At 47.1% G+C, this 18,912-nt stretch carries 16 protein-coding genes; 9 read left to right on the forward strand and 7 right to left on the reverse strand.

Going from position 1 to position 18,912, the window contains the following annotated elements:
• Positions 1-263: 263 nt before the first annotated feature.
• Both IAQ59_RS17710 and IAQ59_RS17715 read left to right on the forward strand, forming a co-directional pair.
• A complete protein-coding gene (locus tag IAQ59_RS17710) occupies positions 264-881 on the forward strand; it encodes an HAD family hydrolase (protein WP_209332183.1) in 618 nt (205 codons plus the stop codon).
• On the forward strand, positions 874-1,983 hold the full coding sequence (locus tag IAQ59_RS17715; RefSeq protein WP_209332184.1) for a site-2 protease family protein: 1,110 nt from the start codon (positions 874-876) through the stop codon (positions 1,981-1,983). Before IAQ59_RS17710 ends, IAQ59_RS17715 begins: the two co-directional genes overlap by 8 nt.
• A 15-nt stretch (positions 1,984-1,998) precedes the next feature.
• On the opposite strand, the gene IAQ59_RS17720 is transcribed toward IAQ59_RS17715, so the two are convergent.
• From IAQ59_RS17720 to IAQ59_RS17745, 6 genes are all read right to left on the reverse strand, one after another.
• The gene (locus IAQ59_RS17720) at positions 1,999-2,307 is read right to left on the reverse strand and encodes a rhodanese-like domain-containing protein (protein WP_209332185.1); all 309 of its coding nucleotides are present in this window, start codon (positions 2,305-2,307) and stop codon (positions 1,999-2,001) included.
• Positions 2,308-2,310: 3 nt separating this feature from the next.
• Positions 2,311-4,137: a T9SS type A sorting domain-containing protein gene (locus IAQ59_RS17725; protein WP_209332186.1), complete on the reverse strand. Its 1,827-nt coding sequence runs from the start codon at positions 4,135-4,137 to the stop codon at positions 2,311-2,313.
• 30 nt (positions 4,138-4,167) lie between these two features.
• A complete protein-coding gene (locus IAQ59_RS17730; RefSeq protein WP_209332187.1) occupies positions 4,168-4,941 on the reverse strand; it encodes a PASTA domain-containing protein in 774 nt (257 codons plus the stop codon).
• 139 nt (positions 4,942-5,080) lie between these two features.
• On the reverse strand, positions 5,081-8,155 hold the full coding sequence (locus tag IAQ59_RS17735) for a M43 family zinc metalloprotease (protein ID WP_209332188.1): 3,075 nt from the start codon (positions 8,153-8,155) through the stop codon (positions 5,081-5,083).
• Positions 8,139-8,387, reverse strand: coding sequence for a NifU family protein (locus IAQ59_RS17740; RefSeq protein WP_209332189.1), 249 nt, complete (start codon positions 8,385-8,387; stop codon positions 8,139-8,141). Before IAQ59_RS17740 ends, IAQ59_RS17735 begins: the two co-directional genes overlap by 17 nt.
• A 4-nt stretch (positions 8,388-8,391) precedes the next feature.
• On the reverse strand, positions 8,392-9,486 hold the full coding sequence (locus tag IAQ59_RS17745) for an Mrp/NBP35 family ATP-binding protein (RefSeq protein WP_209332190.1): 1,095 nt from the start codon (positions 9,484-9,486) through the stop codon (positions 8,392-8,394).
• Between the two features lie 331 nt (positions 9,487-9,817).
• Here IAQ59_RS17745 and dnaG point away from each other — a divergent pair, with 331 nt between their 5' ends.
• From dnaG to surE, 4 genes are all read left to right on the forward strand, one after another.
• A complete protein-coding gene (gene dnaG / locus IAQ59_RS17750) occupies positions 9,818-11,743 on the forward strand; it encodes a DNA primase (protein ID WP_209332191.1) in 1,926 nt (641 codons plus the stop codon).
• Positions 11,744-11,910: 167 nt separating this feature from the next.
• Positions 11,911-13,143: a bifunctional 3,4-dihydroxy-2-butanone-4-phosphate synthase/GTP cyclohydrolase II gene (locus tag IAQ59_RS17755; protein WP_209332192.1), complete on the forward strand. Its 1,233-nt coding sequence runs from the start codon at positions 11,911-11,913 to the stop codon at positions 13,141-13,143.
• Between the two features lie 218 nt (positions 13,144-13,361).
• Positions 13,362-14,012 (forward strand): hypothetical protein, encoded by a 651-nt coding sequence (locus tag IAQ59_RS17760; RefSeq protein WP_342450726.1) that lies wholly within the window; start codon positions 13,362-13,364, stop codon positions 14,010-14,012.
• Positions 14,013-14,801 (forward strand): 5'/3'-nucleotidase SurE, encoded by a 789-nt coding sequence (gene surE / locus IAQ59_RS17765; protein ID WP_209332193.1) that lies wholly within the window; start codon positions 14,013-14,015, stop codon positions 14,799-14,801.
• A gap of 116 nt (positions 14,802-14,917) precedes the next feature.
• Here surE and IAQ59_RS17770 read toward each other — a convergent pair whose 3' ends face one another.
• Positions 14,918-16,759: a CocE/NonD family hydrolase gene (locus IAQ59_RS17770; protein ID WP_209332194.1), complete on the reverse strand. Its 1,842-nt coding sequence runs from the start codon at positions 16,757-16,759 to the stop codon at positions 14,918-14,920.
• Between the two features lie 230 nt (positions 16,760-16,989).
• Here IAQ59_RS17770 and pdeM point away from each other — a divergent pair, with 230 nt between their 5' ends.
• The 3 genes from pdeM to IAQ59_RS17785 all read left to right on the forward strand — a co-directional run bounded on the left by pdeM (position 16,990) and on the right by IAQ59_RS17785 (position 18,910).
• Positions 16,990-17,667, forward strand: coding sequence for a ligase-associated DNA damage response endonuclease PdeM (gene pdeM / locus IAQ59_RS17775; protein ID WP_209332195.1), 678 nt, complete (start codon positions 16,990-16,992; stop codon positions 17,665-17,667).
• A gap of 25 nt (positions 17,668-17,692) precedes the next feature.
• Positions 17,693-18,583 carry a cell division protein FtsX gene (locus tag IAQ59_RS17780; protein ID WP_209332196.1) on the forward strand — a complete coding sequence of 297 codons (891 nt, stop codon included), beginning with the start codon at positions 17,693-17,695 and terminating at the stop codon, positions 18,581-18,583.
• 123 nt (positions 18,584-18,706) lie between these two features.
• Complete coding sequence (locus tag IAQ59_RS17785) at positions 18,707-18,910, forward strand: DUF3098 domain-containing protein (protein WP_209332197.1); 204 nt, start codon at positions 18,707-18,709, stop codon at positions 18,908-18,910.
• Positions 18,911-18,912 lie beyond the last annotated feature (2 nt).

Here is an 18,912-nt window from a genome sequence, read left to right on the forward strand (position 1 = left end):
CAGTGACCTCCTGCCCCGAACGCTTTCGGGGGAGTCAGAAGCTCTAACCAACTGAGCTATAGGCCCAAATTAATCTTAGCTTTTTTGGTAACCTCCTGTTCCTATACACATCAGGCAAATCAGAAGTACTAATAATCTGATTACCAACATTTACCGGGAGAACATACCATTTTTAAAAGATATCCCCCAGTAACACCTTGCTTTTGGGACTGCAATGTTACATATTTGGATTTAATTTCACAACTCCATTCGGCATGAAAAATATGAAAGATATTAAATTTTTAATCTTTGATTTAGGAAATGTAATTTACGATATAGATTATTCCCTCACTTTCAATAAATTATACGAGACACTGCCCCCAACTGCCCACGAATGTGTAAAGGACTTCATGGTGTCTGATATCCACTACCAACTGGAGATGGGCAAAATCAGCGAAGCAACATTCCGGGATGGGGTGAGAGACTACTTTGCACAGAACTGGGATGATGCATGGATCGACGATGTTTGGAACGCACTGTTGGTGGATATCCCACAGGAACGTCTCGACCTGCTCAAAAAGCTGAAAAACAGCTATCAAATTTACATGCTCAGCAACACCAACTCCATCCACTTCAAGGTCGTCGAAAAGGCGTTTGCCGACAAACTTGGAAGCCAGTGGGCGGAATTGTTCGATCGGCTTTTCTTAAGCCACGAGATGGGCCTTCGCAAGCCCGACCCAGCAATCTATCAGACCGTAGTAGCGACAGTGGGCGGAAGACCGGAAGAATTTCTCTTTTTTGACGACCTGGAATCAAACCTAGAGGGCGCCAAAAGTGTTGGAATCCAGACCCATCATGTGAATCATCCCAAGGCATTGATCGAGTTTTTTGCGCATGTATAGACCAAGAACATATGCCAAACACGGCCTATTGTTTGTCCTTACCCTGATTGCCACTACCTTGGCCGGTGGGGAATGGCTGTTTGGCAGAAGCATATTATCGAAGGAAAGTCCACTAACCTGGGAATATTTTCTTCGGGCGATGGCGTTTTCTGTACCCTTTATCGGAATCTTATTGGTTCATGAACTCGGTCACCTCTTCGCTTCCATACACCACCGGGTGAAGGCGTCACTGCCTTACTTTATCCCCGGATGGTTGGGATTTATCGGGGCACCATCGATCGGTACGTTCGGGGCAGTTATTCAAATGAAAAGTCTGGTTAGCAGCCGGAGAAAGTTTTTCGATATCGGTGTCGCCGGACCGCTAGCCGGATTTATCTTGGCGATAGGCGTATTGATCTATGGATTTACCCACCTTCCCGAGGCCGATTTTATCTATGAAATACATCCTGAATACCTGGATCCGGATTATGATCCGGAAAAACAAGAAGGTGTAATGGACCTGAAACTGGGTTACAACCTGCTCTTTTGGATCTTGGAGCAGACATTGGCAGACCCGGAACGGATGCCCAATATGTCTGAAGTGATCCACTACCCCTACCTCTTCGCAGGGTATCTCGCCCTGTTTTTTACGGCTCTCAACCTTCTCCCAATCGGACAGTTGGATGGTGGTCACGTCATTTTCGGATTATTCCCCAAACACCATAAAGCCATCTCTCTTTCCGCTTATACCATATTCATCTTCTTTGCCGGGCTGGGAGTGGTTTCTCCTTTCGAAGATTTCAGTTACCTGCTGATTGCCCTGCCACTTTACGTGGGATTCGTGTTTATTTGTTACTCGAAATCTGGACTGACAATGATTAACAAGCTGATGGTTGCCTTGCTGATCGTTGCCCTGCAATATTCCCTCATCAGCTTCTTCCCAACGCTAGAAGGTTATAGCGGGTGGCTGTTTTTTGCCTTCCTGGTGGGGAGGGTTCTCGGGATTCAGCACCCAGCAGTAGTAGACAATCGGCCACTAAGTCCCACACAAAAAATAGTAGGTTGGGTAGCTATTTTGCTATTCGTCTTTTGCTTTATCCCGCAACCATTCATTATTGACTAAAAAAAGAAAGGAGAATTACTCCTCCTCTTCCAATGCGCGGTATGCAAGGATACCTCCCAACACATTGCGTACTTTATCAAAGCCCTTTGAGGCCATAAAGTGCTTTGCATTGCCACTGCGAGCACCGGATCGGCAATGAATGACTATTTCCTTGGACTTGTATTCTTCCAGCTCGTCCAATTTGTCCGGAAGCTCCCCCAGGGGAATGTTCCATGCACCCAAGTTATCGTCTTCATACTCATATTCTTCCCTCACGTCAATAAAAAGGAAATCTTCATTACGAGCCAATCGCTCTTTTAATTCACCTACAGTTATATCTTCCATGCGTTACTTGATAATTAATCTTATAGCCTTCCACTTATTTCCAGCAAGTACCCTCACCAGATAAAGTCCTTTTTGTCGATTGGTAAAATTAATCAAATTACCCTGTTCCGTACTTTCAATAGGCACATTAATTTCCTTTCCCTGAAAATCAAAAACCATAATCCGATCTGCCGGCCCGGTCAAAACCACATTTTCAGAATAGGCGGGATTGGGATACAGTGATAAACCGGCATCCGACTCCGGTAAACTTACCTCCATAGGAGGCGTTAGCGACAGATGGGGCCGTATCATCAGGCTCCCTGAAACGGTCTCATTTTGCTCCCATTCTCCGTAGACATTGAAAAAAACCTCCTCTGAAGAGTCCGTGCTTTTGTCAAGTCCTACATAGATAAAATCATTGGTAAACTGGGTAAATCCCACAAAGAAAGACCCGGAAACGGAAATATTGGTATCTATGGGGAAATATGCAAAATCACCGAACTCATCAAAATCGGGTATCAATACTTCCTTACGATATATCCCGTTGCGGGTCAGGGAGTCCCAAACCATTAGCTCCAACGCATTGCCCCGCTGCAAATAATTGGCAAAGTTAATGCTTACACCGGTCAAATAGACCTGTTCAGGCGCTTCGTATCGTATTGCCAGCATACCGGAGGTTTGGTTGATTCCCGCAGCGTATTCCGCAGATCCATCGTCATAGGCCATAAAATCCCGCAACGGCGTGATGGTACGAATCGTGTCATTTAAACGAAAATCGATGGCGGATTCAAAGAGCGTATCCTGCCCCACCAATTGGGATACCTTCAGTTGATCTCCTGTAGAAAGATACAGCAAGGTTTCCAAATCAAACCCCTCATTGGGTAACTCACTCAGTTCGCCCATGGGGCTGCTGAAAAAGTTTCGTCGTTCTCGTGCCAAGGGTACTGGGATAAGGGGGGTATTGGCATTGATCAGTTGAATCGATGCGCCCGTATCGGCGTCACGCAAATCAACGGTAAATTCCATGGCCCGAAATCGATTACTTAAGTTGTTAAACTGGCTTTCCAATCGAAGCTCTTCCCCAACGCCGAGTTGACCGAGCCAAAACACGGGGTAGGCTGTATACCGTCCCAAGGGACTGTTGGGAAGCAAGGTGAGCGCCCGATCCTCGTAAAAGATATCGGATGGATTGCGGTTTTTATGAAGGTATACATAATCCAATACCCATGTATCAAAAGGCCCTGAAAGCCGTCCAATGGTTTGGAAGCGAAAACGGAAACCGGCATGCAAAAACTCAGGTTCCACTTGTAAGATTACCTGTTCAAACGTGTCTCGACTCAATTGATCTCCACCTGCCTGTTCCCAAACAACCACCCATTCTCCCGCTTCGTTTAAAAAATGTAACTCCAGCTGATCGGTCTCATCGGGGACTTCTCCTTTTCCACCCGCCTGCCAAAAAAAGCTAAGGAACACCGTTTGCTGCTCGTCGGGTGTAAGGCTAGCGAGATCTATGGCAAGGGAGGCCAGCCGATCTCCTTCGCCGTTGGTTAACCGTTCTCTTGAGTAGGGATTGCCCAAGTCATCAACACCATCCAGATAAACCATGCCCAATGAGGGCGGATCCACTCCGATGGAATTAGACCAGCTAACCCCTCGGGCTTCCCAAAGACTCGTATTTAGGGAGTCGGTAGAAAAATCGTCCCAAAAGGGGAGGGTAAGCAGCTCTTCCGCCAATCGGGCATTGTAGTCGGCTGGAGTTTTATCGTAATGGTGGGGACTTGGAACCAACGGAAGCTGCTGAAATTGGCTAAAGGCAGGCGTAATGAACCCCGCAAAAAGGCAAAAAGCCATGCAGGACATTATGGTTCCCAGGGCATTCATTTAGAACTGGCTCTCATCCAATAATTCCGACACCCAAATATCCACCCGTTCACCGGTCTTGGCCATGATGCCATCCGGAGGAAGCTGCCTAACCACGGTTCCCTTGGGCACCGTATCGGTTTTTACGTAATTCACATTTCCCATTCGAAGACCGGAACCTAAAATCAAAAACTCAGCCTCCACGTCATCCAGGCCGATTAGATTGGGCATCTCGAAGCTCTGATTACCGTAGCCATCTCCCACGACCAGGTCAATTTGGGAACCCTTGGGTATCTCAAAACCTTCCTCAATATCACGCCCTCGGTACTTTTGCTCCAGCACAACATTGATACCGATGTCGGGCACGTAAATTATTTCTCCACGTACCAGGCCGTAATTTGCGAGTACTTCCTGGGCGTTCTTCAGCTGCGTATTTACCAATCCCGGCATTTTGATCAACGGCGGATTTTCAGCATTCAGCGTAACGTAGATTTTGCGGTTTTGCTTGACCTTGGCACCCGGTTTGGGGTTTTGCTTGAGTACAGATAGTGGCGATACCTCCGCTACAAAGCCGCTATCGGGAGTCACTTCGTACCGTAGATCTCTGGCCAACAGAAAGTTAGCTAGCTCCGAATAGTGAATACCCTCCAAATCGGGAACAGTAACCGATTCGCCGTGATTGGTATAGCCCGGTAAATAGATATTAAAGAAGACGAATAACATAAGGAACAGAATCCCAATCATGATTAGGATGTGGGTTCCCAGTTTCTTCAATCCTTTTATAAATCCTTCCATAATGGTCTTATATAAACAATAATAAACACGTAAAACTAACCAATTTTAGGTGCAAGTGAATACTGAGTGTCCATCAAAAGTGATTCCAATGCGAGTGGTTTTGATATGAATTAGCATAATTCCCGTTAATTTATGCAAATCAACGGACAATCAACCTCCTAGTCTCGGTAAAAAACCGGCTGCTGATCTGCACAATATACAGTCCCTTCGCAAACTTAACCGTGTCAAATGTATAGGTTTGATTTAAGGTCTGTGGTTTTTCCTGATCAAGCACCACCTGTCCAGAAGGAGAGATCACTTGCACGCGAACGCTTTCAAATTCGGCAAAATTAAACGCCAAATGAAACCGGTCAGACGCCGGATTGGGATATAAAACGGTATTGTTCAATCCCGGATCTACAGGCTGGGGATTGTCCGACAGAAACAACTCCAAATCATCCAGAAACAGGACGGCACCGGGTGCTCCCTGATTGCTCACCCGGAAAAATAGTCGGACGTTGTCTTCACCCGCATAAGCTGACAAATTCACAAATTCCCGCTCAAAAGGACTTGGATTTGTCTGATTGGGCGGTTGCGCACGTTCACTACTGTTCAGCCCTGCCCCTTGCCTACTCCACACGGTATCCGCCGTAACCCCACCATCGGTGCTCACAAGCAGATCAAAAGAAAGGTCTGACGTACTTGAAAACCCTCCACCACTCCAACCAAAGAACAGACTGGCCCGATCCGTCCCGCCCAGATCAAAGAGCGGCGACGCAAACCAATATGAGTCCCCTTCTTCTATCATGGTCAATCCCAAGTAGCTGTTTTCTCCCTCGCCCAAAAACACCCGCCAAGAAGAAAAATTCCGCTCCGGATTAATCCTAAGCCAAGAACCCAAGGCTTCTGACTGGTCAAAGTCCTGCCTCCAAGGAATCTGAATCCTACTGCTGTCCTGGAAAATATGCCAGCGCAGGGAGCTGTAATTTCCACCATTCTGGTCAAAATTCGGCTGGTATATGCGGTAATCTATTCGGTTTTGCCCAAATCGGAATAGATCAGGCAGCTGCAATGCCTTGGTCTCACCTACGCCCAATGCAAAGTCCCTAATCAGCAAGGTGGTCATATCTGCCACCCGACCCTGCATGAAGACGTCCACCAAGAAACCGTCAATAGGGAGATTGCCCGTATTGCTTACCAATACTTCGTCCCGGTCTTGAAGCCCTGCCGTAACCGGCAAAGGACTACTCTTTTGGGCCAACTCAAAATCGTACCGATAGACCTCATTATCCTCAATGACCAGATTTTTTACAAATATGTTATTCCCAAACCCATTACTCGATATGAGTGCCACCCTGACCTGATCATGTCCGGCATACGCACTTAGGTTAACCACTTCCTTCCTAAACTGACCATGGCTGTCGGGGAAAAATTCGCTAAACGTACGCGGCTGCGTGGCGAGGGAGTCATCTCGCTTGGTATACAGGTAATCCATGGCCTGAAACGTATTGCCGCAGTCTAAAGAAACGGCCACCATCAAACCTTCTTGAAATTGCTCACTGTCAAAGGGCGAAAAGGCCAGATCAAAGGAAAGCTGCGCATTGCTTACATCCTGTAGACTGAAAGTGGGACTGACAAAGTAATCGATCTCTCCCTGCAGGTTGTAGTTGTATCCGTTCAAGTAAATAAGGGATTCGCTAACCCCATCAAGGGGCAGCTCTATACGCTCCCACGTCACCAGGTTGTCCGGGTTATAGATATCCCAACGTTCAATGCCCTGTCTCGCTTGGTAAAAAGGCAACTCGGTAAATGACGCAAAAACGGGGGATGAATTCAAGTAATTGTTAAAAGGGTCTTCATCCTGCCCACCGTTGACGGTTAGAATTTGCGCTTCAAAGAAATTGACCTCAGCGGTCAAAGCCATTGGGTCAAAACTAAGCGTGTCGCTTGCTCCTACCGGCAGGTCCAACGAAAAGGAGCGGGTTTGCACGGTTTGGTCGTTCAAGCGGATCTGAACTTCCGCGCTTTCAACGGAATTTGCACCGACATTGGTAATCAATATCCGAGGGATTACGTCTCCCGTGCACACAAATCGATAAGGATCAACGATTTTATCCAACCTCAAGTTGTTTACCAACAACGTGGGATCTTCCAAGCCCCTACTGCTAAGAAGCGAAATTCGTCTGGGGCTGGAGGCAAGTACGGTGTTCATCCGCTCGATTTGCCCAAGGGTAAACAGGTTCATACATACATCCGAGGTGTAGTCCATGAAATTCTGGATCATATCCACCGAACCGCAGCTGGAACGGGGGTGTGGTGGGCATCCAACAGTAAAAAATCCCTGTTCTGGCGTATCGCCTACAAAATCATCCACACCACAGGGACCATCTCCCCAAATATGCCTTAGCCCTAGAAAATGCCCCACTTCATGGGTAGCGGTGCGCCCTCTAGAGGAGGGAACGGCATTTCCCCCCTCACCAAAATACCGGTAATCTATCGTAACTCCATCCGTCAAACGGGAAGGGGGGGGGAAATCCAATCCCGGTAGATTGCTGGCTACCGGAAAGGAAGCATAACCAATATTGGGAGCCTGTAGGGGCAAGACCCAAAGGTTCAGGTAATCCTCAGCAGGCCAGTAGGCAAGCTCACTGATTTGCGCATTAAACCCAAGAGGATAGGTCTCCCTGCTTCCCTGCACTCGGTTAATGCCATTGGTAGGCATTCCGCTAGGATCCTGGCGGGCAAGAACAAACTCAATACCCGCATCACCAGCCACATTGCGAAACTCCTCTGGAGTATTCACTGCATCTGGATTAAGTCTTCTGAAATCTTGATTTAAAATCGCTATTTGCGAAAGAATCTGCTCTTCGGGGATATTTGCCCCCACCCCTACCGGTGTACCGGTATGGATCACGTGCACCACTACCGGAATTCGCCGAACTTCATTCATTTGACGTTGCAAGGAACCTTGTTGTTTCAATTCCTGCTTACGCCTGCTTAGCCATGATTCAAAGTACTCCTTGGAACCAAATACACCGAGCTCCCTTTCCTGAAGCTGCTCCATAAAAACTGCTCCGCACTTTTCGTCGTGCACATGCAGCACACCCAGACCTGTTGAACCTTGTGCAAATCCCCTCGAAGAAAAAAACAACCCAACAACCAGCAGAACGCAAAGTCGCAATGCGATGGTGAATACATGTAAATGCCGGGTGGGAAGGTTAAGCCACTTCAACATTTACCGCTTCTACTTTGACTATCTCAGGAATCGCTTTTTTGATGGCCTCTTCAACCCCGGCCTTGAGCGTCATCGCCGACATGGGGCAAGAACTACACGTACCCATTAACTCCAGCTTTAGCACCATATCCTCCGTAAGGTCCACCACCTTTACATTGCCACCATCAGCCTCTAGGTAGGGCCTGATGGTATCGAGTGCGACCTCTATCTGTGCTTTAAATTGATCTAACATCTTATTAACCCTTTATCTGTACTATCTCCGTTTTGCTTTTCTCCGCATTGCGGATGGCGATCTGCCGGGCGACATTTTCAGCCAACGCATGAAATGCCCCGGCGGTTACGCCTTCTTTTAACACGGCGGGGAATCCACTGTCTCCGCTCTCCCGAATGCCCTGCACAATGGGTACTTCGCCCAAGAATGGAACGTTAAACCGCTGGGCAAGTTTCTTGCCCCCATCCTTTCCGAAGAGATAGTACTTATTATCAGGCAATTCTTCCGGTGTAAAGTAGGCCATATTTTCGATAACACCTAATACAGGAACGTTTATCTGGGGTTGCTGAAACATGGTAAGCCCTTTGGTAGCATCTGCCAGAGCTACCTTTTGAGGTGTGGTTACGATTACCGCTCCGGTCACCGGAACAGTCTGAACCATCGTCAGGTGAATATCAGAAGTACCCGGTGGCAAATCGAGCAACAAATAATCTAATTCTCCCCAGGCTACATCACCTATAAACTGTTTCAGCGCTGAACTAGCCATAGGCCCCCGCCAAACTACCGCACTGTCTGCCGGCGTCAAAAATCCGATAGACATCAGCTTCACCCCGTATTGCTCTATCGGAATGATGATGTTCTTCCCTTCTTCCTGCTTTACCATCGGCTGTTCACCCTCCACGTTAAACATGGTAGGCACGGATGGCCCAAAAATATCGGCATCGATCAGCCCTACTTTGGCACCCGACAGGGACAATGCAACCGCTAAATTTGCGGCACAAGTTGATTTACCGACACCTCCCTTTCCTGAGGCAACTGCAACAATATTCTTTACACCAGGAAGCAACGGGGTGTTGTTTCTTGTGGTGGTAACTTGGGACGTCATGTGTATATTCAACCCCGGCAAATCCCCGAAGGCATTCTCCAATGCTTGCACGCAGTCGTTCTTGATCATTTCCTTTAGCGGACACGCAGGTGTGGTCAAAACCACCTTGAAGGAGACTGCTCCGTCAGTAACGGATAAATCTTGAATCATACCCAAAGTCACCAAATCCCGCTTTAAATCGGGATCCTGTACTTTAGACAATACTTTCAATATATTCTCTTCTGAAAGAACCATGTTTGATTTACGAAATTTTTTGCAATTTAGTCTGAATAACCCTCTAAATAAAATTTTTTGCCATAACCCTTCCTTTTTTGGCGTTCGCGCAAATTTTGCAAAAGATTTGTCCAACGTAAGCGCTTAAGAAACTTAAAATTGCCGTGTCGGCGACAAGCCTTTCTCCCGATAACTAACCTTATTGAGGTCATTTAGTTTGCGGCAAGCTGAAGAGTTCATACGTTAGCAGTGCCCAACCCTTCAGGTTCACTTGCCTATTGAACAGTGCCATTTCCCCCTTCTATTCGAGAATAAAATGTGTATCTTTACCGCTTATCAGGGACGTTACTAAATGAGTGTCAGTAATCACACCACCGAATCCGTACGCGAGCGGGCAGACATCGAGGAAGTAGTCGGCGACTATGTGCAGCTGAAGAAAAAGGGTCAAAACCTCTGGGCCTGCTGTCCCTTTCATAACGAAAAAAGCCCTTCCTTCTCTGTCTCCCCCAGCAAACAAATATACAAGTGTTTTGGCTGCGGAAAAGCAGGGGATTCAATCCAATTTGTCATGGACATCGAGGGGATTGGATTTACCGAGGCCATTCGCCACCTGGCCCAAAAATATGGGATAGAGATCGAAGAAGAGAAAAACCAAAGCCCTGAACAAATCAAAGCCCTCAGTGAGAAAGAGCGGCAGTATGTCATCCTAAATTATGCCAAAGAACATTTTTCACTCAATCTAGAGACCGAAGAAGGCAGATCCATCGGCCTGAGCTACTTTCGCGAACGCGGATTCAACCAGCAGATCATCTCCAAGTTTGACCTAGGTTACTCCATAGAAAGCTGGGATCACTTGCTCAAAGCCGCAAAGACCGCAGGTTTTACCCCAGAGGAACTTTTGAAAGCAGGTCTGGTACTAGAGCGGGAAAACCAACCCGGCAATTATTACGACCGCTTTAGAGGCCGGGTGATGTTTACCGTCCACAATGTGGGAGGGAAAGCGATCGCCTTTGGAGCGCGCACGCTCAAGAAAGATAAAAACCAACCCAAATATATCAACTCTCCAGAAACGGAGGTATATCATAAGAGTGACACGCTGTACGGTATTTTCCAGGCCAAGCAGGCTATCAAAGCCAAGGACAACTGCTACCTGGTTGAGGGCTACACAGATGTGCTATCCCTGCATTTGGCTGGAATTGAAAATGTGGTGGCCTCTTCGGGTACCTCGTTGACAGAAAGTCAGATCAAGTTAATCAAGCGTTTCACCGACCATGTCACGGTGCTATATGACGGGGACGCAGCTGGCATCAAAGCCTCCCTGCGGGGAATAGATATGTTATTGGAGGGCGGACTCCATGTAAAAGCCGTGGTGTTTCCGGACGGAGAAGATCCCGACAGCTATGCACAAAAGGTAGGCGCCGAAGCCTTTAGCGAATACCTGACTACAAATACCCAAGATTTCATCAAATTCAAGATCGGGCTTTCCTTGAATGAGGGCAAATCAGATCCGATCAAAAAAGCAGAAACCGTCCGGCAGATCGTACAAAGTATTGCCAAAATCCCGGATCCAATCCTTCGAAACTTCTATGTAAAAGAAGCTTCGCTGCTGATGGACCTGGAGGAGGATCTAATCTTGATAGAGCTCAACAAGGCAAGCTTAAAACCCAAAGAGCGAAACAGCACTTTCCCAGAGGAGCGATCACCCCAATTTACCGAAGAGCTGCTTCCTGTAGCGCCTTTGGACAACAGGCAGTCTGAGCAGAAACAATTGATGTCTCAGGAACGCGAAGTATTGCGGCTGCTGATAAACTATGGGGTAGAAAAGATCGGGGAAGAGCTACATGTATGCGAATACCTTATTGAAGAAACCGGCGAACTGCAATTTGAAACGCCCGTTTTCAAGAACCTGTTTGAACGCTATCGGGAGGCATTAAGCAAGGGCATTGTGCCTACTGCAGAGTATTTCTTAAAGACTTCTGATAGCGAGCTGAAAAAGGAGCTAATCGACATGATCACCCAAAAATACGAGTTGTCTTCCTTATGGGAAAGCAGGCATCAGATATTCACCGCAAGGGAGGCGGACAATCTGGCCAAAACCATCTATGACAGTGTTTTAAGATTGAAAAAGAGGGTATTGAAAAAAATGCTACACGAACTGCTGGACAAGATCAAACTCTCACAAGACGCTGAGATCGCAGATTTACAGCAGGTTTACATGGAAATCAAACGATACCAAGTGGAAATAGACCAGCAGCTGGGAACTGTTATTTCTCACTAAATGTAATGTGTGTGTAAAACTCCCGATGATTAGTCGTTAATTTACGCCAAAATCAGCTTCTCGCAGCAAGGGGGTTGTCGGGGTATTAAGACGAAGTAAGATACAGGATTGTGGCACCATACTGCGCTGCGGAATTGCCAACGGCACCTGATACAAGATTATAGAAAATGAACGAAGAAATAACACTAGATCCAATAGCACAAGCAATAGAGGCCATCCGAGAAGGGAGGGTGGTCATCGTGGTAGACGACGAAGATCGAGAAAACGAAGGAGATTTTATTTGTGCGGCCGAAAAGGTAACACCGGAAATCATCAATTTTATGGCTACCCATGGGCGGGGCCTGATATGTGCGCCGCTGATCGAAGACCGCTGTGACGAGCTGGGCCTTGAAATGATGGTCACGTCAAATACCGCTGTATTTGAGACTCCGTTTACGGTTTCTGTGGACTTAATAGGTCATGGATGTACCACCGGTATTTCTGCCAGCGACCGCGCTAAAACGATACGTGCGCTAGTGGACCCCAGCATTCAGCCCTCTGAACTGGGAAAGCCCGGGCACATTTTCCCGCTCAAGGCCAAGAGAGGAGGTGTTCTTAGGAGAACGGGACATACCGAAGCGGCCATTGACCTGGCCAGGCTTGCGGGACTGAAGCCTGCGGGCGTACTGGTCGAGATTATGAATGAGGATGGGACCATGGCGCGTCTGCCAGATCTGGTCGAAGTAGCTCGGAAATTCGACCTTAAATTGATCTCTATCAAGGACCTGATTGCCTACCGCCTTAAAAACGAATCCTTGATCCGGAGAGAAATCGGAGTAGATATGCCAACAGCTTGGGGAAACTTTGAATTGATTGCCTATGAACAAACCAATACAAAGGAAATACACATGGCATTGATCAAAGGCAAGTGGGAAAAAGACGAAGAGGTAATGGTACGTGTGCATTCCTCCTGTGTGACCGGAGATATCTTTGGATCCTGCCGATGCGACTGCGGTCCGCAGCTTCACAAAGCCATGGAAATCGTAGAGAAAGAAGGGAAGGGTGTGGTGCTGTATATGAACCAAGAAGGGCGCGGCATTGGACTGGTCAATAAACTTAAAGCTTACAAATTACAGGAAGAGGGAATGGACACGGTGCAGGCAAACCTAGCACTGGGATTTCCAATGGACAAAAGAGACTATGGCGTGGGAGCGCAGATTCTCCGGGACTTGGGAATCTCCAAGATCCGCCTTATCTCCAATAATCCCACCAAACGAGCGGGATTGCTCGGGTATGGATTGGAAATTGTGGACACCGTACCGTTGGAAATCAACCCCAACCCCCACAACGAGCGCTATCTGCAAACCAAAAAGGATAAAATGGGGCATACCATCCTCCGAAGGGATAACACCAAATTCTAAGCATCCATACCCCAAATAGTAACTAGTAGGCAGCTTACTGTTTAACTGGTAATTCGAACAGGACTGATGTCAAGCGGTCGCCAAAGGGCTTGGATGCCAGCTTAGCTTTGTCAAACCCCAATGGAGGCACCGCAGACGCCGGCGGAAAATAAAAAGCATCTTTCAACATTTGGCTGAATTTTTCCGTACTAGTACCAGAGACCAAATAAAGTGACTACATGATGAACAAAATCGTATTTGCATGGCTCATTGGCCTGATATGGATGGTCGATGTACACGCACAGGAGTTTCCCTCCCAAGTATGGCACAATGGAAAAGTCTTTCTGGAAAACGGTGCCCTGGTAGAGGGTAAAGTAAAATATGACCTAGACAACAACGTGGTGACAGTCGCTACTGAATCAGTCGAGACTTTCAACGCGGTATCGGTAACACGCTTTGAGATTTTTGATGAATACTACGGAGGAATCCGGGTATTTTACTCCCTCCCCTATGCGTCCACTTCGGATTACAAGGTTCCCATGTTCTTTGAACTGCTCGTAGAGGGAGAAGAAGTAACCCTTTTGTGCCGGGAATACATTACCGTAGATAACCGGGGCATGAATGGCATGGGTATGCGGGGCATGTACATGGGCCCGATGTGGGGACCACCCATGATGGGATTTGACCGACTTGCCTTCGATTATTATTTCCTTGCAGAAAGCGGGATACAAAAATACAGTCAAAAGAAGCGGGATTTGTTCGAATTAATGGATGACCGCTCCTCGGAAGTGAAGCTGTATATGCGAAAAAACCGGCTTTCGCACGATAAGCGGGGAGATTTACTACGAATTACCGCTTACTACAACCAACTCAAAAAACCAAACTCATAAATGGACAAACCCCTTATTTTAGTTTCCAATGACGATGGCATAACCTCTAGAGGAATCCGTGTGCTGGTAGACATCATGAAAGACCTCGGTGAAGTGGTGGTAGTGGCGCCGGATAGCCCGCAATCAGGGATGGGGCACGCCATCACCATTGGAAACACCCTTCGACTCTCGGAAGAAGAGATTTTTCACGACGTGGTAGCGTACAAATCCAGCGGCACACCTGCCGACTGTGTGAAACTAGCCAAGCACTATGTGTTGAAAGAAAAAAAACCAGACCTAGTGGTAAGCGGAATAAATCACGGAAGCAATACCTCCATCAGTGTACTCTACTCGGGAACCATGTCTGCAGCGATAGAAGGCGCTATCGAGGGATTGCCTTCTATTGGTTTTAGCTTATGCGACTATAGTTCCAAAGCAGATTTTTCCCATGTAGAAGATTATGTAAGGACGATCTCAGAGCAAGTTTTGCAAAATGGCATTCCAAAAGGTGTAGCCCTAAACGTCAATTTCCCCCCCAAACGAAACGAACCGCTGAGAGGAATTAAAATCTGTAGGCAGGCCCGAGCCAAATGGCAGGAGGACTTCGACGAACGCTATGATCCCAATGGCCGCAAATACTTCTGGATGGCGGGAAATTTTGTCAATTTCGATAAAGGCGAGGATAATGACGAGTGGGCCATCGCCAACAATTACGTATCTGTGGTTCCCTGCCAATTTGACCTTACGGCACACCATGCAATTTCCCAAATAAACAATGATTGGGACTGGGAAAGGCTGAAAAACGTCTAGAAATACAACGTAAAAAGGGCTGCTTCTAATAAAAGAAACAGCCCTTTTTATTAATAAAACCTCCAAACCGAATAAACCGACTAGGTGGCATTATCCGATCTTCCAAAAGAAAAAATTCAGTCAAACCCTTTCACGATTGGCAACACGATATGGCTGGGTCGTGGGCCTCCGTGGTGAATGGTCTGCTGTGCTACCCGCGTTTCTGCGTCGGAACCTAAGGGTTTACCGGTATTAGGGTTGCGGTCAAATTGTGGGAAATTGCTGGACGTAATATCCACCCGTATCCGGTGACCCGGCTGAAACACATTTGCGGTACCCATCATTTCAATTTCAAATTCATACACCTGATTGGGAGTAAGCAAGTTGATTTTATCCAAGCCGTCTTTGAACTTGGCCCGGAGAATGCCCTCAGATACCGGGTATGCGCTACCATCGGGGTATACATCGATCAACTTTATCATCCAATCGGTGTCTGGACCGTCAGTCGCGGCATGCAGCTTCATCTTAATGGGGCCTGCCACGGCTAGGGGCTCGCTCAAGTATTCGGAAGTGTAGACCAACACGTCGTTTCGTCTTTCGATGTCCCGTTGATCTTTCGGCCCGGCCACCGTAGGCGTACCGCAGCAGTTGTTGCCTCCATAAGTCATCACGGGTTGGTTTGGATCGTATATGTAGGTATCTATACCAGAGCGAGACGGCTTTTCAAAGCTCAATTTTCCTCCTCCCCTCAGTGTGTTTGCAGGGCTATCTCCGGTCAGGTACAATTCCCTGTAATTTGTGCCTGGAATTGGCCAATCGTCCTCATGCCGCCACTGATTCTCTCCCATATAAAAAATCCGTACTGGCTTTTCGGTATCTATACCGTTTTGAATACCCTTTAGATGGTAGTCATAGTAGCGAAGCTCTTCTTCATACAGATCCACGAAGGCGTGTGCGCCAAAATCCAAATCCCCGAACTTTGTGCCCGGCCCGTGCCCCCAAGGGCCTACCAGCAACTTGGTTCCCTTTCGGGCTTCCGGTGTGCCACCGCGTTGCTTCATGCCCGTATACCCATTCAACGTGCCCATCAAGAAAATATCAAACCACCCTCCCGTATTGTATGCAGGCACCATGACCTTTTCAAAACGCTCCTCATCGCTGATCGATTTCCAATAAGCGTCGTAGCTCTCGTGGGTCAGCCAGTCACGATAATGCTGAACCGCATAGCCGGCACTTTGCAAGTCGCCATCTTTCAATGGTAGGTGCATCAGGATATTTTCATACCTAAGTTCCTCAGGGGTATAAGATGCAGTATGCCAGTATTGGGGCAACATAATACGGTTAGGCATGCGCACCACACCCCAGCCATAGTTGAAACTGAGGCGATTCGCACCGCCCATGGTAATCCAATTAGCATATATATTTGTAGACGCAACGGAAGGAAAGATCGCATCTAAGCTCGGGGGGGACTGACTTGCTGCCGCCCATTGATTATGTCCCAGATAGGATCCTCCCTGCATGGCGATTTTGCCATTGGAAAAAGCCTGCTTGGCGATCCACTCAATCGTGTCGTACCCGTCGTTCGCTTCATCCCTAAAGGGCTCCCATTTACCCTCGCTCTCGTACCTACCTCTCACGTCTTGGACGATCGCCACGTACCCTCGCTGGGCAAACTTGGTCATGCGCTCGTGATGGACATTTTCCCGCTGCAACCCATAGGGCGTACGGGTTACGATAACGGGGTATTTGCCGGGCTTTTTGGGCATATACAAATCTGCATACAAGATGGTTCCATCCCGCATGGGGATTGCCTGCTGTCGCAGAATCCTAATTTCATTCAGTACAGGATCGGATCCGGGTACTGACTGCGGCTCTGAAAAAGCCCCTAAGACTAACAATACCAATAAGAACGCACAGGATCTTACAAGCCGGTAAACGCCGGTATTTCGGACAAATGAAACATTTTGGGGTGATAACATACTGTTTGAATCATTTAATGAAAAGAATAACCGAATACAAGCTATCTAATCTTTTTCGAATTTTCAACCACCGTTTGCCAAAAAGGCGCGAAACTACACGAAAGGCGTACGAACATACCCGAAAGGTTGCCCCATCGTTAATTTATGTCAATTCCAGAGGCTTGTGAGGGGTTATCCTGTAAAGTTTTCGTAGTTTCACGCCATCAACTGAAGCTTCTGAACGCAATAGCATGCAGCTACAAATTGCAGATATCACCTTGGAGTTGCTCCAAGAAAAAGCGGTGTGGATAGCCTCCTTACACACACTTCTATTGTCGGATACGCATTTTGGAAAGGCCGGACATTTCCGAAGAGCCGGCATTCCCGTCAATGAATCGGTTCACGAAAAAGACTACCGCATCTTACGCGGCCTATTAAGCAGGTACCAGCCCAAGCAGGTCTTTTTCTTGGGGGACCTATTCCATAGCGAATGGAACGAGCAATGGGAGGCCTTGCAATCCTTTCTGCGTCAGTTTGCAGCAACATCCTTTCATTTGATCAAAGGCAACCATGATGTACTTCCTGAATCGGCGTACACCTCTTCTGAACTGCAGGTATGGGAGGCACCTTTTCGGCTGAAAAACTTGTTGCTTTGCCACGAGCCGCTGGCAGGTGTGCCTAGTCAACTATTGCAGGTCTGCGGACATATTCATCCCGGAATCACCCTTCGAGGCAAAGGTAGGCAACGCCTGAAAATGCCCTGCTTCCTCTTTCGCAGGAATACAATTATACTGCCTTCCTTTGGTGCGTTCACCGGATTATTCAATATCCAACCTGAAAAGGAAGATCGGATATTCCTCGTAACACCAACCAAAGTAATTCCCATGAATTTGGTAGATAAGGTTGGTTTAGTAGCTTCCTCTGGTTAATTTTGACGCTAATCTGGAACACAACATGGTAAAGGCTAAGCGCAAAAAGACAAACTTGGGCAGCTATAAATTCGGAAGCGTACTCTTTAGTATCACCCTTTCGCTGTTTATTACTGGCTTGGTGGGGCTGATCCTGTTACAAGCCAAGGCCCTCACCTCCCTAATTCGGGAAAATATCGAGATACAGGTGTTTTTGAACAAGAACCTATCCGAATCGGATATCAAAAAACTTGAAAACACGATCCGATCCAAGCCCTATATCTTGGAAAAAGATGGAGAGAAGCGGTTTTCCTATATCTCTAAGGAAGAGGCCGCCAGGGTATTTACTTCTGAAATAGGAGAAGATTTTACCCAGTTTCTAAATGAGAATCCGCTAAGAGACACCTTCACCTTTTCGGTAGAAGAATCCTATCAATCGGCGGATCAGCTGGAGGATCTCGTTCGGGAACTGCAGCTTATGGAAGGGATTTTCGAAGTATCCTACATGCAGGATCTGGTAGAATCCATCAACAAAAACCTGGTAAAAGTTAGCATGATTTTGGGTGCCTTTGTGCTTATCCTACTAATTACCGTCGTCATTCTGATCAACAATACCATACGACTGGCCTTGTTTTCCCAGCGGTTTTTAATCCGGAGCATGCAATTGGTCGGCGCTACGAAGGGATTTATCCGCAAACCTTTCCTTAGGCGGTCGTTTTTCTTTGGGGCGTTAGGAGGATTATTGGCTTCAGCAATGTTATTTGGCCTCATGGAGTATGGCCGGCAAATGATCGAAGGATTTAACTTACTTTATAATTTGGAATGGCTACTGCTACTTTTTTCCGGGCTCATCATTCTAGGAGCCATCCTTTCGCTACTAAGTACGTTAAAATCCGTAAACAAATACCTAAACATGTCGCTGGATGACCTTTATTGAATGAACCGAAGCTGCTGAAATAACGAGAAGCCAGAAGAAATTATAAACAAATGAATGGTTTCCGATTCAATAAGGTGAAACGAAAGTGAAGGCGGATAACTGCATTAACTCAAAAACTAAAAAATGAAAAGCTCTTTTCCTTTTAAACGCAAAAACTATCAGTTGATGCTCATTGGCCTAGCCTTGATAATTGCAGGTTTCACGATCATAGGTCTGGACGGTGAACCACATGGATTTGGTTTCATGGGGCTTACCCTAGGCCCCATCGTCACTTTGGCCGGATTCATGTTTCAGTTTTACGCCATTTTTCACCAATCCAAACACTAATT

It is taken from the genome of Lunatimonas salinarum (genome assembly GCF_017811155.1).
GTDB classification, from domain to species: Bacteria; Bacteroidota; Bacteroidia; order Cytophagales; family Cyclobacteriaceae; genus Lunatimonas; species Lunatimonas salinarum.

Coding starts and splice junctions, on each gene's coding strand:
- IAQ59_RS17710 (WP_209332183.1), top strand. CDS start 264: ATGAAAGATATTAAATTTTTAATCTTTGATTTAGGAAATGTAATTTAC.
- IAQ59_RS17715 (WP_209332184.1), top strand. CDS start 874: ATGTATAGACCAAGAACATATGCCAAACACGGCCTATTGTTTGTCCTT.
- IAQ59_RS17720 (WP_209332185.1), bottom strand. CDS start 2,307: ATGGAAGATATAACTGTAGGTGAATTAAAAGAGCGATTGGCTCGTAAT.
- IAQ59_RS17725 (WP_209332186.1), bottom strand. CDS start 4,137: ATGGCTTTTTGCCTTTTTGCGGGGTTCATTACGCCTGCCTTTAGCCAA.
- IAQ59_RS17730 (WP_209332187.1), bottom strand. CDS start 4,941: ATGGAAGGATTTATAAAAGGATTGAAGAAACTGGGAACCCACATCCTA.
- IAQ59_RS17735 (WP_209332188.1), bottom strand. CDS start 8,155: ATGTTGAAGTGGCTTAACCTTCCCACCCGGCATTTACATGTATTCACC.
- IAQ59_RS17740 (WP_209332189.1), bottom strand. CDS start 8,387: ATGTTAGATCAATTTAAAGCACAGATAGAGGTCGCACTCGATACCATC.
- IAQ59_RS17745 (WP_209332190.1), bottom strand. CDS start 9,486: ATGGTTCTTTCAGAAGAGAATATATTGAAAGTATTGTCTAAAGTACAG.
- dnaG (WP_209332191.1), top strand. CDS start 9,818: ATGAGTGTCAGTAATCACACCACCGAATCCGTACGCGAGCGGGCAGAC.
- IAQ59_RS17755 (WP_209332192.1), top strand. CDS start 11,911: ATGAACGAAGAAATAACACTAGATCCAATAGCACAAGCAATAGAGGCC.
- IAQ59_RS17760 (WP_342450726.1), top strand. CDS start 13,362: ATGATGAACAAAATCGTATTTGCATGGCTCATTGGCCTGATATGGATG.
- surE (WP_209332193.1), top strand. CDS start 14,013: ATGGACAAACCCCTTATTTTAGTTTCCAATGACGATGGCATAACCTCT.
- IAQ59_RS17770 (WP_209332194.1), bottom strand. CDS start 16,759: ATGTTATCACCCCAAAATGTTTCATTTGTCCGAAATACCGGCGTTTAC.
- pdeM (WP_209332195.1), top strand. CDS start 16,990: ATGCAGCTACAAATTGCAGATATCACCTTGGAGTTGCTCCAAGAAAAA.
- IAQ59_RS17780 (WP_209332196.1), top strand. CDS start 17,693: ATGGTAAAGGCTAAGCGCAAAAAGACAAACTTGGGCAGCTATAAATTC.
- IAQ59_RS17785 (WP_209332197.1), top strand. CDS start 18,707: ATGAAAAGCTCTTTTCCTTTTAAACGCAAAAACTATCAGTTGATGCTC.